The organism is Polyangium sp. 6x1, from assembly GCF_029946515.1.
Lineage (GTDB): Bacteria > Myxococcota_A > Polyangia > Polyangiales > Polyangiaceae > Polyangium.
In genome coordinates this window covers 1-13,734 of the sequence record NZ_JARZHH010000059.1, presented here as the reverse complement: position 1 = coordinate 13,734, position 13,734 = coordinate 1, and the positions used below count along the sequence as shown (strand labels likewise).

At 68.0% G+C, this 13,734-nt stretch carries 11 protein-coding genes; 4 read left to right on the top strand and 7 right to left on the bottom strand.

What is annotated here, in order from left to right; translation table 11 throughout:
- Window position 1: 1 nt before the first annotated feature.
- A complete protein-coding gene (asnB, locus tag QHF85_RS37560; RefSeq protein ID WP_281332231.1) occupies window positions 2-1,861 on the bottom strand; it encodes an asparagine synthase (glutamine-hydrolyzing) in 1,860 nt (619 codons plus the stop codon).
- Window positions 1,862-2,044: 183 nt separating this feature from the next.
- On the opposite strand from asnB, the gene QHF85_RS37555 reads away from it, so the two are divergent.
- A complete protein-coding gene (locus QHF85_RS37555; protein WP_281332230.1) occupies window positions 2,045-2,551 on the top strand; it encodes a MarR family transcriptional regulator in 507 nt (168 codons plus the stop codon).
- Here QHF85_RS37555 and QHF85_RS37550 read toward each other — a convergent pair whose 3' ends face one another.
- Window positions 2,552-4,678, bottom strand: a complete 2,127-nt coding sequence (locus QHF85_RS37550) for an FHA domain-containing protein (RefSeq protein WP_281332229.1) — start codon at window positions 4,676-4,678, stop codon at window positions 2,552-2,554.
- 67 nt (window positions 4,679-4,745) lie between these two features.
- Between QHF85_RS37550 and QHF85_RS37545 the strand changes: the two genes are divergently transcribed.
- Window positions 4,746-5,636 (top strand): alpha/beta hydrolase, encoded by an 891-nt coding sequence (locus QHF85_RS37545; protein ID WP_281332228.1) that lies wholly within the window; start codon window positions 4,746-4,748, stop codon window positions 5,634-5,636.
- Window positions 5,637-5,660: 24 nt separating this feature from the next.
- Here the strand turns inward: QHF85_RS37545 and QHF85_RS37540 are convergent, their stop codons facing one another.
- From QHF85_RS37540 to QHF85_RS37530, 3 genes are all read right to left on the bottom strand, one after another.
- The gene (locus QHF85_RS37540; RefSeq protein WP_281332227.1) at window positions 5,661-8,243 is read right to left on the bottom strand and encodes an ATP-binding protein; all 2,583 of its coding nucleotides are present in this window, start codon (window positions 8,241-8,243) and stop codon (window positions 5,661-5,663) included.
- A gap of 309 nt (window positions 8,244-8,552) precedes the next feature.
- Complete coding sequence (locus tag QHF85_RS37535; RefSeq protein ID WP_281332226.1) at window positions 8,553-9,329, bottom strand: hypothetical protein; 777 nt, start codon at window positions 9,327-9,329, stop codon at window positions 8,553-8,555.
- Between the two features lie 87 nt (window positions 9,330-9,416).
- Complete coding sequence (locus QHF85_RS37530) at window positions 9,417-10,277, bottom strand: hypothetical protein (protein WP_281332225.1); 861 nt, start codon at window positions 10,275-10,277, stop codon at window positions 9,417-9,419.
- A gap of 530 nt (window positions 10,278-10,807) precedes the next feature.
- Here QHF85_RS37530 and QHF85_RS37525 point away from each other — a divergent pair.
- The gene (locus tag QHF85_RS37525) at window positions 10,808-11,458 is read left to right on the top strand and encodes a hypothetical protein (RefSeq protein ID WP_281332224.1); all 651 of its coding nucleotides are present in this window, start codon (window positions 10,808-10,810) and stop codon (window positions 11,456-11,458) included.
- A gap of 51 nt (window positions 11,459-11,509) precedes the next feature.
- Here QHF85_RS37525 and QHF85_RS37520 read toward each other — a convergent pair whose 3' ends face one another.
- Window positions 11,510-11,677 (bottom strand): hypothetical protein, encoded by a 168-nt coding sequence (locus tag QHF85_RS37520; protein ID WP_281332223.1) that lies wholly within the window; start codon window positions 11,675-11,677, stop codon window positions 11,510-11,512.
- A gap of 342 nt (window positions 11,678-12,019) precedes the next feature.
- On the opposite strand from QHF85_RS37520, the gene QHF85_RS37515 reads away from it, so the two are divergent.
- Window positions 12,020-12,919: a YihY/virulence factor BrkB family protein gene (locus tag QHF85_RS37515; protein WP_281332222.1), complete on the top strand. Its 900-nt coding sequence runs from the start codon at window positions 12,020-12,022 to the stop codon at window positions 12,917-12,919.
- 4 nt (window positions 12,920-12,923) lie between these two features.
- Here the strand turns inward: QHF85_RS37515 and QHF85_RS37510 are convergent, their stop codons facing one another.
- Window positions 12,924-13,367, bottom strand: a complete 444-nt coding sequence (locus QHF85_RS37510; protein WP_281332221.1) for a gamma-glutamylcyclotransferase family protein — start codon at window positions 13,365-13,367, stop codon at window positions 12,924-12,926.
- Window positions 13,368-13,734 lie beyond the last annotated feature (367 nt).

The window sequence follows — 13,734 nt, the reverse complement described above, 5'->3', positions numbered from 1 at the left end:
TTCAGACCGCGAGGCGGACCTCGTAGTGCTCGAGCCACGCATTGAGCCCGAGCGCCTGCTCCATCGGCGCGCGGGCGGATCCGCCGTTCCCTGCGTCATTGCCCGCCGCGAACGCGCGGGCGTGATCCAGGTCGAGCAGCGGCAGCACCGGGGCGTCCCGGTGGGCGAGCAGCCGGCCGATCTGGCCGCGCAGCGCGCGATCATAGGCGGGATCCTGCGTCGACGGGTATGGGCTCTTGCGTCGCTCGAGGACCGAACGCGGCAAGAGGTCCACGCTCGCCGCCCGCAGGAGGCTCTTCTCGTACCCGTCGAAGGTCTTCATCGCCCACGGCGTGTTGAAGACGTATTGCACGAGCCGGTGATCGCAGAAGGGGACGCGGACTTCGAGGCCGGAGGCCATGCTCATGCGGTCCTTGCGATCGAGCAGCAGGGGCAAGAAGCGCATCAGGTGCAGATGGCAGATCTCGCGCATGCGACGCTCGTGGCCGGTTTCGCCCGGGAGGCGCGGCACCTCGGCGATCGCGTCTCGGTAACGCTGGTCGATGTAATCGTCGAGGTCGAGCTTTTGCAGGACCGAACGATCGAGCAGCGTCGGCAGGAAGCGAGAGCGCGGGGGGTCACTCCTCTTCGAGCGGAATGCCATCCAGGGGAACGTCTCGGCCGCGACCGCCTCGGCGTCGTGGAACCACAGATACCCCCCGAACACCTCGTCCGCGGATTCGCCCGAGAGCGCCACCGTGGAGTGCCTCCGGATCGCCTGGAAGAGCAGATAAAGCGAGGCGTCCAGGTCGCCGAAGGAGAGCGGCAAATCACGGGCAGCGAGCACGGCGTCGCGGACGGCGGGGGCGGCGAGCTCGTCCGAGGAGAGCACGATGTCCGAATGGACCGAGGCCACGTGCCGCGCCACGTCGGCGACGAAGGGCGCGTCCGGCGAGGCGCGGAACTCGTCGGCCTGGAAGTTCTCGGTTTGGCCAACGAAATCGACGGAGAACGAGCGAACCGGCCCTGCGCCTTCGGCGAGGAGCGCTTTCTGCGCGAGCGCGGTCACGACGCTGGAGTCGAGCCCGCCGGAGAGGAGCGAGCAGAGCGGGACGTCGGAGATGAGCTGGCGGGACACGATGTCTTCCAGCAGCTCGCGAATGGTGCGGATCGTCGTGGCGAGGTCATCGGTATGGGGCCGGGCTTCGAGCGCCCAGTATTGACGCTCGGTGATACCGTCCTTGCGTATGTGCAAAACGTGGCCTGGCTTGACCTCGCGCATGTCACGGAATACCGCGCGGCCGGGGGTCTTGACGAAGACGAGGATGTCGCGCAGGCCGTCGGCGTCGACCACGGGCGGGGCGAGCGGGTTTTCGAGGATGGCCTTGGGCTCGGAGCCGAAGAGCACGCCCGCGGGCGTCGGCTGGTAATAAAGCGGCTTGATGCCCAGGCGGTCACGGACGAGCAGGAGCTCCTGCTTGCGCTCGTCCCACAGGGCGAACGCGAACATGCCTTCGAGGCGCTCGGGGAAAGACGCGCCCCACTGGAGATACGCGTGCAGGACGACCTCGGTGTCGCTCCGCGTCTCGAATCGGTGGCCGAGCGATTCGAGCTCGGCGCGGAGCTCGCGGAAATTGTAGACCTCGCCCGTATAGACGAGGACGGCCACCGGCGCGCCGTTTTCCGTGGCGATCATCGGCTGCCGTCCGCCCTCCAGGTCGATGATGGAAAGCCTGCGATGCCCGAGCGCGGCGCGCGGCGAGAGCCAGAGACCCTCGGCGTCCGGGCCGCGCTTGGCCATCGTCGCCGTCATGCGTCGCGCGAGCTCGCGCTCCTGCATCAAATCGCGCTCGAAATCGACCCAGCCTGCAATACCACACATGAAGCAGTGTCTCCTCGGTTTGTCGGAGGCTCTGAAACAGGACGGACACCTCGCGGCGACCGCGCAGGGGGCCGCGTCATCCGAGCGGCAGCCGTCGTGGAGCGTCTCCTCGCCCTCATCTTAATGCGATGGTTGCGCCCCGCAACCATGGTCTCGAAAACGATCGCAGCATATATTTCACGCATGCATCGGCGCGAAATGGCGACAAACCCCGAAAGGCAGGATGGGTTCCCCGCGCTCGGAGAGTTGGAGCGGGAGCTCAGCGTGCTCGTCCGGCGCGCGCTCCGGCGCCTGTGGACCGAGGACGGGGGCCGCGGCGCGCTCGACCGCTGGACCTATGCGTTCCTCGTGCGGCTGTCCGCTTCGCCGATGCGCGTCGGCGAGGTCGCGCGGAGCTTTGGTATCGACAAATCGACCGCGAGCCGGCACATGAAGAGGATCGTGGAGGGCGGGCTCGCGGAGGCGCTCGTCGACGCCGACGACGCTCGCTCGTCCATCGTCCGGATCACGGCCCTCGGCAAAGCGCAGCTCGCGGACGCGCGCGTCGCGCGGATGGAGCCCCTGCGCCGTATCTTCGCGACCTGGCCGGAGGAGGAGCGGCGGACGCTCGCCCGATTGCTCGGCAAGCTGAACGCGGAGCTCGACGGGCTGGCGGAGGCCGAAGAGCCAGGCGCGATCACGGCCGACTGATTACTCGACGAGCTCGAGCTCGACCTCGTCGCCGAGCCGGATCCGATCGCCCGGCCACAGCTTCTGGCGATGCGGCTTGGCGTAGCCATTGACGAAGGTCGTCTCTTGCGCGGCGAGGGGAGTGATGTGCATTTCGAGGCCGTTCACGTCGATACGCGCGTGCTCGTCGGCCACGCTGCGGTGCGGGTCGTCGAGGAGGATGTCAGCGCCGGGCGCGGAGCCGAGGACGTGGCTGCCCTGGGGCAACAAATACCTGCGACCGAGGAGCTTGCCCGGCGAGATGACCACGAGGGAGGGCGGCTTCTTCAGGTGCACGTCGAGATCGGCGGTGAGCCGGTCTTGCGTGTAGGGCCCCGCGGTATTCGCCGTGGGATCGTCTTCCGCCGCGAGGTCGGGCGCAGGCGCGAGCAGATCGAGGACGCCGTCGCGCAGATCGTCGACGAGATAACCGAGCGAGAGGATTCGCAGGAGAAGGAGAGGGGGATCGTCGGGATCGGCACCCGAAGGGGCCCGCGAGGCTCGGCTCCACGCGTCGTATTCGTGGAGCTGCCAGGCGGCGAGCGAACGAACGCCGGGCGGGAGCGCGGCGTCCATCGCGATGACCTCGGCGGCGTCCGTGAACGATTCGACGTGCGGAAATGTCCTTCCGCGCGGGACACGCCACGGGATCACGGACCACCGAATCGCCTGGACGACGTCCGGCTCGCCCGACGCGAGCTCGGCGGCGCGGATCGCGAGCACCTCGGCGGTCTCCGCGCCCGAGGGATCGCTGGTCAATGCGAGGGCGAGCGAAAGCTCGGGGACCTCGACCTCCTCGATTGCGATGGCAGCATTGGGCTTGATCCCCACGGACACCAGGGGGCGGCAGGCGAACCTCCGGGGCCGCTCGTGATCCATTTTGAAGAGCGGCCATCGAGAGCGCAGGTCACGCGTCGTCAGGCGAGGCCAGAGGGCTTGCGCGACGTTCTCCGCGAGGACGTCGATTCTCCATCGGCGCATGGCGCGGACGACCTCGTGGAGGCGGGGGCGCCGCGGGGAGAAGAGGTTCGCCACGAGATCGGCCGGCGAGGGCACCGGGGCGCGAAACGGGCGCGCCACGAAGGCCGAGGGCACGCGGGAGGCCTCGGACCTGGTGGTCGTGAGCGGCGTGTCCATTTCGACGAACGGGTGGGGGCTGTACCGGAAGACACGTCGGTTGTCCCCGGGGAAGTCGACGGTATCGCCGTGCAGGAGCTGCCGCCTCCTGCGGACGAGGATCTCGTCGCAAAGGGTGACGCTACCCGTCTCGTCGAGCGCATTGACGTAATATCCGAGCGGCCCCGCGGAGTAGCGGACGCTCGCGTCATGGACGCTGACGAAGAGCGCGCCCCCCACGTTTGCAGGGAGGCGGCTTATGTAGCGCCGTTCATCGGCGAGCTCGGCGGGCGGCACCGAGGTGAACGCGCCCTGCCAAACCACACGATCGTCGAGGTGATACGCGATCCGCAGGATGGAATCACCCACGCGCAGCGCGGCGCCATGGGGGACGTGGCCCGCGAAGGCGCCCCGGCGATCGGAGAGCGCCACGAAAAACCCGTCCGCGTCGGGCTCGACCACGAGCTCGTAGGGCTCGCCCAGAAGGACGAGGGCGTCCGCGGGGCGGTCCTCGTCGCCGCGCACGATCGTGCGTCCGAGGATGGGCACGACGAAGCCGCTTTCGGGGCCCCCCTGGACCACGACATAGGCGGGCGGCCGTCCGAGCGGAAACGCCCGCGGCAGCCAGGGCGCGACGCCCGGGCAATCGATCCATCCCTCCGCCTCCCGGTCGACCGTCGTCCATTGCACAACGACCCCGAGGCGCGGCTGGACGAGCCACGCGACCTCGTTCGCCTCGTCCCCGACGCGCACCCACGCATTGCCGAACGGCGCGGCCGTCGCCCGGACGGGCGGGCCATCGAGGAACGCCGAGAGCAGGGGCTCGCAAAGCTCGCCGGTCCGGCCGTCCACGGTGACGAGGGGCTTCTTGCCGAGGCGGAGCGAATGCCCCATGGGCCCGTAAGCTTCCAGCTTGCGCACGGCGACGAGCGCTGCGCCATCGGGCAAAACGGCGACGATCGAATCGGCGAGCACCTGTCCCCTCGCGGACATCGAAGCACATTCCTCACGCGGCGGTCAACGGCGAGGCGGCCGGGGAGAGATCGCGTATACTCCGCGCATGAGCACCTCCCAGACCCGTGACCCGGAGCCCGAGATCCGCCACCGCACCGTCGACGTCGGCGAGGTCCGCCTGCACATCGCCGAGTCCGGCAGCGGCCCGCTCGTTCTTCTCCTGCACGGGTTTCCCGAGTTCTGGTATGCGTGGCGGCGCATCCTGCCGGCCCTCGCTCGTGAAGGGTTCCACGTGGTCGCCCCGGACATGCGCGGATACGGCGCGTCGGACAAACCGGAGGGGATCGAGCCGTACGGCACCGTCCACCTCGCCGCCGATATCGCGGGGCTCGTGCGCGCGCTCGGAGCGCCGCGGGCCTCGGTCGTGGGGCACGACTGGGGCGCCGGCGTCGCCTTTTGCTTCGCCATGGCCCATCCGGAGCTGCTCGACAGGCTCGTCGTGATCAATGGTCCGCACCCGGTGCGCCTGCTGCGCGACGGGCCGCGCTCGGCGCGGCAGCTCGCGCGGAGCTGGTACATGTTCATGTTCCAGCTCCCCGGGATCCCCGAGCGCGTCATGAGCCGGGACAATTACGCCATGCTCATCAAGGCGCTCCGCGAGGAGGTACGCGGGCCGAACGCGCTCGAACCCGAGGAGCTCGAGCGATATCGCGAGGCGTTCGCCGCACCCGGCGCGCTTTCGGCGATGGTGAATTATTATCGCGCCGCCATTCGCCGGAAGAGCCAGGTTCACCCCCGCCGCATCGACGCGCCCGTGCTCGTGCTCTGGGGCGACGAGGACCGCCACCTCGGCCGCGAATTCGCCGATCCGGGAGCCGATCTCACGCCCGACGTGCGGATCGTGCACGTCCCCGGCGCGACGCACTGGGTTCACCACGAGCGCCCCGAGCTCGTGACGGCCGAGGTCGCCGCATTTCTCCGGCACCAAGGCGCCTGAGCCGCAGGCAGCCGCTCGTTCGGTCTATCGCCCGAGCGGGAGCGTCACCGTGAACGAGGCGCCCTCGCCGAGCTCGCTGTGGACGCAGACCGTCCCGCCGAGGGTCTGCACGATCGCACGGACGATGTGAAGGCCGAGCCCGAGCCCGCCGTAGCTGCGCTCCGAGACAGCCCGCTCGAATCGCCCGAAGATGCGCTCGTGATCCTCGGCGCGAATGCCGATGCCCTGGTCTCTCACCGTGAGGACGGCCGACGCGTCGACGAGGCCGATTTCGATCTGAATGGGCTTTCCCGGGCCGTATTTCAGCGCATTCGAGAGGAGGTTGTCGATGACCTGCTCGATGCGGAGCCTGTCCCAGAAGCCCACGACCGCGGGCGGGGCGTCGACGAGGAGCGGCGAACGCACGCGCGCAGCGTGGGGCGCGAAGCGCTGGCAAACGTCGCGCACGACCTCGACGAGATCCACCTCCTCCCGCACCACGGAGAGCTTGCCCGCCTGAATGCGCGTCGCATCGAGCAGGTCCGTCGTGAGATCCGTGAGGCGCCTGAGCTGCCGCTTCGCCACGTCGAGCACGCTTTTCACCGTGTGCACGTAGGGAGAATCGGGTTGCCGTGCGGTCACGCGCTCGAGGGATTCGAGCCGCAGGAGCAGCGGAGTGAGCGGCGTCTTGAGCTCGTGCGAGGCGATCGAGAGGAAGTCATCGCGGGCGCGCACCGCGTCGCGCAGGAGGACGACGAGGCGCGCATTCTCGTAGAGAGGCCACGCGATGTCCGCGACGTCCCGGAAGAGCTTCACTTCGTCGTCGGTCCACCGACGCGGCGCCTTGTCGTGTGCATACAGGTACGCGACCCACGCCCCGTTGCGGAAGAGCGGCGCCATGATCAAGGCCCCGACGCCGTACCGCGAATGAAATCTCTCGTAATCCGCGCACACGCGTGGATCGGTGCGCGTATCGCCGACCACGATGACGTGCCCCTCCCGCACCTCGTCGAGCGTCCGGCCCCAGACCTCGAGGGGAAATCGCCGCTCACCCTGAGGAGGCTCTCCGTAATCGTACCCGGGCAGGTGCACGACCTCCCGGGCGGCGTGATCCACGAGCACGAGCCCCACGCCGCCCATGCCGAGGCGCTCGCCGAGGCGCTCGACCGCGAGCGCCGCGAGCGCCGCAGGATCCTCGTAATGCAAGAGCTCGGACTGGAGGCTGAGCAAGAACTCCCTGCGCTCGTCGAAGCGCTTCTTTTCAGTGATATCCGTGGAAATGCCCGCCACCAGAGAGGGGCGGCCGTCGGGGCCGGGCAAAGGGAATTTGACGGAAAGGTACGTGTGCAGGCCATCGGGCAGGAGCATGCTCTCCTCGGCCTCCAAGGGGAGGCCACGGTCGCGCACGAGCGCGTCGTGGGCCTCGAAGACCGCGACCGTTTCTCGCGGCAGGAAGTCGCGCTCGAGGGCGCCGATCAGCGCGTCCCGGGGTTTTCCATACGCGGCCTCGACGGTCCGATTGACGAGGAGCAATCGGCCCTCCGCGTCCTTGATGTAGATCGCCGCCGGCGCGTGATCCGCGATCGCCTGGAGCTGCGCCTGGTTCTGGCGCAAGGCCTCGGCGAGCGCCCGGGCCCGGTCGCGCTCGGCGTTCGCCTGCGCGCGCGCAGCGACGAGGACGGCGACCTCCACGCGATTTTCCTCGATACGCGCCACGACCCCCGCGGCAAGGAACGCAAGGGCGTGGAGCGCGACGAGCGTGAGGAGCACGAAGGCAGAGAAGGAAAACGCAAGGCTGTAGAGCTTCGCGTAGTTCCCGAGGCGCAGGAGGACGGCCAGCGCAATCGGCAGGACCGTGGCCACGACGAGGAGCCTGCGGAGGAGGAGGCCGCTCGATCCGCCGCGCAGGAGGGCCGCCAGGATGCCCCGCTCGGGCGTGAGCACGAGGCACGAAAGGGCAATGAGCAGCGTGGTCACGGCGCTCGGAATGGCCATGCCGATCGTGCGGGTGACGCCGAAGAGGACCCGCGCGCCATGAATCTGCCCGACGAGCGAGAGGAGCGCGAGCAATCCCCCGAGCACCGCAAACGAGGTCGTGAACGCACGCGCGCGCCGCGAGCGCATGGAAGCCGAGAGGCACGCGAGCGCGGTGAGGGTCGCGACGACGGCCGTGTACAGCGACATCCGGCCAGGGAACGGGGCGGGCATGGCGTGCGCTACGCTGCGAAAGAAGACGTGGTCGAGCAGGACGAGGTCGGTCGCATATTCGACGAGGTTGGCGACCGTGAGGCCGAGCGAAACGGTCGCGAGCACGCGGGCCGGCAAGCACCAGGAGGCGTTTTGCTTTTGCTGGGCGACGCTCACGCAGACCACCGCGAGCGCCTGGAGGACGAGCGCCACGGCGGTGACCGGCATCATGGGCTGATGATGCGGCAGCCAAGTGCAGAGGCGGGGGACGTCGAACGCCCAGCCGACGAGCGTGCAGGCAGACACGAGGAGGACCGCAGCGCCGAAGACCCACGGGAGGCGCGCGGCCGACCGCGAAATGGCGCCTCCAGCCGCGACCTGCGCGGGGCCACGCAGGTCCGGCGCTCGCGTTCGGTCGGCGTCGCGTGACTCGCATGCCATTAGGCGCAATTTACAAGCTATCAACGCTGAATGTCAGGGCGATCGCCGCGCATCGTGGCGTGAGCTCGGTGGGACGCCAGGCGGCGGTTGATTTCGTTCGACCGCCGCCACGCCGGGGCGCTGCCCCGGGCCCCGCGGGGGCTCTTCGCCCCTCGACCCGAACCAGGGCCAGCCCTGGACCTCCGGGCATCGACTGCGCGAAGCGCAGTCGATGCGGGGAAAGTTTTTTAAAGCTGTTCGCCCCCTCTTTGCAGGGCCAGCCCTGGACCTCTGGGCATCGACTGCGCGAAGCGCAGTCGATGCGGGGGGTCATTTTTTCGCGGCCTTCATCAGCTCGCCGATCTTCTTGCCGAGCTCGTCGAGCTGCTTCTTGTACTCGTCCATCTGCGCCTGGTGTTTGTCGGCGCTGGCCTTGGCGGCGTCCTCCTTGGCCTTGTCCTTGGCCGTGACCGCCTCCTCCGCCTCCTTCGCCGCCGCCTCTTTCTGCAGCCGCTCGTACTCCGCAAGCTTGCCGACCACGATCCGCTTGTTCACGTACGTGCCAGAGTCGGCAGGCTCGAGCGCGATCACCTTGTCGTAGTACTCCGCCGCCTTCTTGAGGTGCTCCTCGACCGGCGGGGCCTTCATGTCGCGCGCACCGCCCTTGCGCGCCGCAAGCTCGCCCATCCACTTGAGCGACCCCGCGTCGTTCGCGTTCAGCTTGATGGCCTCGAGAAAGTTCTTCTCGGCCTTGTCCATCTCGTTCTTGGACATGTAGATGCCAGCGAGGTTCGAGTAGACCTCGGCCTTCTTCGCCGCATCAGGCTTGAAGTCGAGCGTCTTCAAGATCGCCGCCTCGGCCGCGGCCATGTCGCCAGCTTCCTTGTGGCTGAAGGCCTTTTTCTCCCAGACCTTCTCCTGCTTGGGATCAGCCTCGAGCGACTTGCCGTACTCCTCGGCCGCCTTGGCGAAATCACTGGCAGCGAGGAACTCGTCCCCCTTCTTCAGGTGCTCCTGGGCCGGCCCCTTCGGCCCGTCGTCACACGCCGGAGCCCCGGCCAGCGCGAGTGCCCCGACGAACCACAGGATCTTGGTACGAATCTTCATGCGTGACCCCTCAGGGCGAACGATGGCCCTACCTCGTTCGCTACACCTCACGCGCGCCGCCCACAAGAGGTTTTTCGCGGAGACGGCTCAGAGCGGACGGTCGACCATTTCGACCCATCGCGTCGCGCGCGCCTCGCCACGCTCACGCGCCGCCACGAATTCCGTCCGCGCGCCGGTCGCGTCCCCCTGGAACAGGCGCACGAGCCCCGATACCCAGCGCTGCTCGCCGGTCGCGTCGCGGCTGCCAAGCAACCACGGAGGGCCCCACTCGGGCGCGTTCTCCCAGAACCGCTCGGCCGTGATCGCGGGATCCTTCTCCCACACCTCGACGTGCGGCAGGTCCTTCCAGATCGCGTGGCAAAGGATCTGGAAGCCCATGAAAGGGAGAAAATCCTCCTTGCCGCGTAACGCGCGGAGCTGTTTTCCGAATGCGCCGTCGAGTCCCTTTTCGCGGCCCGCGAGGATCGATACCTCCGAGACCGAGACGTTCTCCGGCAAGAATCCGTTCACGTACGAGAGCATGCGCGGATAGTCCTCGCGGCTCATGACGAAGCGCGCGACCCCGACGAGCGGCATCAAGCGGGCCGGGTGCGGGAGCGATCGATCCACGCGGCGCGCGACCTCGAGGATCTGCTCGGCCATCGCGTACTGCACGAACTCGAGCACGTAGCCGCCGTAGCCCTCGTCGAGGAAAATGCCCGCGTCCGGATAACGCGAGACAGCCGTGACCTCGCCCGACGCGCCGGTCTCCGCCACGATGGCCTTGGCGAGCGCGATGCAGTCGACGACGCGGTTCTCCGCGGTCTCGGGCATCCACGCCCAGAACTCGGGCTTTACGTACGAGCTGCCGACCCCCGAGGCCGCCGCCAGATCGGTGAGATTGTTGTCCTGCTCGCCCGTGGCATATTTGTAGGAAAAACCATCGGTCCCGCTGATGTAACGGCCCATCGCGCGCTCCTCGTTCGGGGCCCAACGAATATCGAGGGATGCGCGCGGCGTCAAGGTGGCGAATCGAGCTTCCGCCGGGCCGCTCCGGACACGATCGTGTCGTCACCTGGCGTGCCCCGGGATTCCGCCGATCCGCGCGCAAGCCAATCCCATTCCGCATGGCGCTCCGCATATTGACGGGGACGTATGCGGGGTTCGTTTTGTCGTGTCATTGAAACCATGCGCGGCTCGGGACGATCGCGAATACGGCGTGCGAGGCGCCGGGAGATGATTGCCACACCCAGTTCATTGCGACACGGATGGAGCCCGCGGCGGTGCGTGGAAAGGGGGCGGGCGCCGTCGAGGCGGGACCTCTCGGGTGGGGGGGGAACTACCTTGACAGGCTACAAAACGCCTGTGTAGGGTCGCCCCCGACACGCTTGTGTCATCACTGGAGGGACGAGAGAGTGTTACCTACGGTAGGATCCGACACGCTGAAAATCGTCTGGTACGCGTCGGAGGTCGGGGGACGGACGCTCGGCGTCGCGACCATGGAAAACCTCGTTCCGGAGGCCAAGCGTCGCGCGGCGCTCGAGGAGTCGGGGAACAAGGTCGTGGCGGCGGTCAAGCAGCTCGTGGGGGCCTACGTCGCACGGATCGTATTCGAGTACGTCGACCAGCGCGTCGCGCTCGGCAAAGGACGCGGCGTCGACCGTGGGTTCGACGCGGTCATCGCGGCTTCGTCAGAGACGATCCGCACCTCGCTCCCCGATCGGAGCCCTGCGAATCCCGAATACCGCGCCATCTTTCCGCACGGCACGGAGGAGTTCACCTCGCCGACGGTGAAGGAGGACGAGGACCTCGCAATCGACCTTCGCAAAGCGGTCCACGATTCCACGTTGCCCATCAAGACGGACGTCCTCGCGCTCCTCGACAAGGTCATTCCCCTCGTCGGCCCGGTCGCATCGGCGGTGCGAGAGGGCGAGAAGCACGTGAACGCGCTTTTCCAGACGGAGCTCAGTGCGCGCAAGCTCGTCATCGATACCTTGTGGGAGGAGCGCAAGGCCGTGGAGACGGCGCTTGGGCGTGGTGGACGCGGCCTCGCCCGATTCATTTATTTCGATTTCCGGAAGGGGCGCGAGAACGAGGCGGCGGAGGAGCCGGCGGGGGCTGCGGACGCGGAGGAGACACAGAAGCCCTGAGCTACGGGGCAAGGAAGATAGGGAGAGGACGGGGCCCTGAGCGTCCCCCGATCAAGAAGTGAAGAGCACGCGCTCGCGCATCGTTGAGGACGCGATCCGAGCGCCGATCGCGTCCTTGCCTGTCGACAAGAGCGCGAGGGGCGTCGGGATCCTGCGCTTGTCGACCGACGAGCACGCCGCGGGAGGTCCGATCGCGTCCTTGTCAGCTCGCAAGTTCACGCAAGGAGCCCGGTTCGTGTCCTGGAGAGTGCACCGGCGCACATCGGGAGCCCGGTTCGCGTCCTTTGGGGTCGACCCGGGTGTGGAGGGAGCTGGGTTCGTCGCCTGGTAAGAAAGCGAGGCGTCGCGAGAGGCGCGGGTCGTGCCCTTGCGGATCGGCAAAATCGAGCGGGCACGGCCGCGCGGGTCAAGTGAAGCCCGTCGGGCCGGGGGCCGTCCGGCATCGGGCTTGCCCCGGGAGCGCTCATGCGGCTCCATCCCCCGCTCGGTGTGCAACGCAGGTCCCGGCGCGCACACGCGCGCTGGCGCAGGCCCGCCCGTGCCGATCGTGGAAACGAGCGCGTGCTCGTACCGTTCCGCCGCCTGATACGGCCCAGCGTCGGATTTCGAGGTTTTTTCAAGGATCTCTACAAAGAGATTCGCGAGGACCAGATCTCCACGGGCGCGGCGGCGCTCGCGTACTTCCTGATGCTCGCGATCTTCCCCGCCGCCATTTTCCTCCTGAGCCTGCTGCCCTACCTGCCAATCCCGGACCTCGAGCCGGCCATCATGGACCTCCTGCGGGAGCTGATGCCGACGCAGGCCGCAGAGCTGTTCACGACCACCATCGATCGGGTGCTCTCGGAGCGGCGCGGCGGGCTGCTCTCGGTCGGTCTCGTCGGCACGCTCTGGGCCGCGTCGAACGGGCTGAACGCAATCATCCAGCAGCTCAACGTGACCTACGACGTGCGCGAGACGAGGCCCTTCTGGAAGACGCGCGGCATGGCCGTGCTGCTCGTCCTGCTCTTCGGCGCGCTCGTGGTGACCGCGTTCGGGCTGATCGTCTTCGGCGGGATCCTGCAGCGCGAGGTGGCCGAGCTCATCGGCTGGAGCGGCGCGCTCCTGAAGCTGTTCTCGGCCTTCCGATGGCTCGTGATCCTGGGCTTTTTTCTGATGGCGTTCGCGACCGTCTATTACTTCGGGCCCAACGTGGAGCAGAGCTTCCGGTTCATCACGCCAGGCGCCGTGCTCGGCGTCGCGGTGCTCGTCCTGTCCGCCCTGGGTTTCCGGTTTTACGTGGAAAACTTCGGGAAATACGAGGCAACCTACGGGAGCCTCGGCGCGGTGATCGTGCTGCTCTTGTGGCTCTACGTGGCCGGGCTCGTGATCCTGCTCGGATCCGAGGTGAACTCGCTGCTCGAACACTACGCGGAGGGCGGGAAGAAAAAAGGCGAGCGGCAGCTCCCAGGCTCGAACCCCTGACGTCTCAAGAACGTCGGCCAGCCCAGCGGACGACAGGGCCCGCGCCACGTCCGCCGCCAAGGCCCGTCGCGCCCCTGCGCTTGCGCCAGTCGCCCGAGAGGACACGTCGTCGCCCCGCCGATTGATCCGGCGCAACGGTGTACGCCTGCGCCTCGCGGCCGTCAGCAAGGCGAATCGAGACGCGCTGGTTCAAGACCGGGTGGCCACGAAAGACGTCGAGCGCAGCAAGAGCCTGCGGTTCGAGCGCATAAAGCTCGCCCACGACGGCGACCATGCCGCCCGGCACGAGGGCGCCCGTGGCCCCGAGGTCGACAAGATCGTAGCCCGCAACCGTCGTCGCCGGCCCGAGCGGCCGCGCCGCAGCAAGGCGCGCGTGGAGCTCTTCCCCCTGCATGAGGCTGTCACACACGAAGAGCACGATCTCGCGGTTCGGCGGCGTCGCAGCCATGGGCAGACCATAAACGAAGGCGAGGGAAACGAGAAGACGGGGCTTGGAGCGTCTCGCTGGGGCTTCGCCCCAGGCCCCACCAGGGGTTGTCCACCCCTGGACCCGGACCAGCGCCCGCGCTGGACTGAGGGTCGATGAACTGCGCATCGCGCAGTTCATCGAACAGCCGGGTCAAGACCACGGGCGACCCTGCCAACCAAGGCAGCCGCGCTGACGGTTCAACTGGCAGCGCCGTCTCACCGGCCTGTGGGAAGAACTGCGCATCGCGCAGTTCTTCCCCCTGAGGTCCAGGGCTGGCCCTGCAGAGAGGGGGCGGACAGCTTGAAAAACTTTCCCCGCATCGACTGCGCTTCGCGCAGTCGATGCC

Bases quoted from the DNA above. Each gene is read 5' to 3' on its own strand.
- QHF85_RS37510 (WP_281332221.1), bottom strand. From the start codon at position 13,367: ATGGCTGCGACGCCGCCGAACCGCGAGATCGTGCTCTTCGTGTGTGAC.
- QHF85_RS37525 (WP_281332224.1), top strand. From the start codon at position 10,808: ATGGAAAACCTCGTTCCGGAGGCCAAGCGTCGCGCGGCGCTCGAGGAG.
- asnB (WP_281332231.1), bottom strand. From the start codon at position 1,861: ATGTGTGGTATTGCAGGCTGGGTCGATTTCGAGCGCGATTTGATGCAG.
- QHF85_RS37535 (WP_281332226.1), bottom strand. From the start codon at position 9,329: ATGAAGATTCGTACCAAGATCCTGTGGTTCGTCGGGGCACTCGCGCTG.
- QHF85_RS37530 (WP_281332225.1), bottom strand. From the start codon at position 10,277: ATGGGCCGTTACATCAGCGGGACCGATGGTTTTTCCTACAAATATGCC.
- QHF85_RS37555 (WP_281332230.1), top strand. From the start codon at position 2,045: ATGCATCGGCGCGAAATGGCGACAAACCCCGAAAGGCAGGATGGGTTC.
- QHF85_RS37545 (WP_281332228.1), top strand. From the start codon at position 4,746: ATGAGCACCTCCCAGACCCGTGACCCGGAGCCCGAGATCCGCCACCGC.
- QHF85_RS37540 (WP_281332227.1), bottom strand. From the start codon at position 8,243: ATGGCATGCGAGTCACGCGACGCCGACCGAACGCGAGCGCCGGACCTG.
- QHF85_RS37550 (WP_281332229.1), bottom strand. From the start codon at position 4,678: ATGTCCGCGAGGGGACAGGTGCTCGCCGATTCGATCGTCGCCGTTTTG.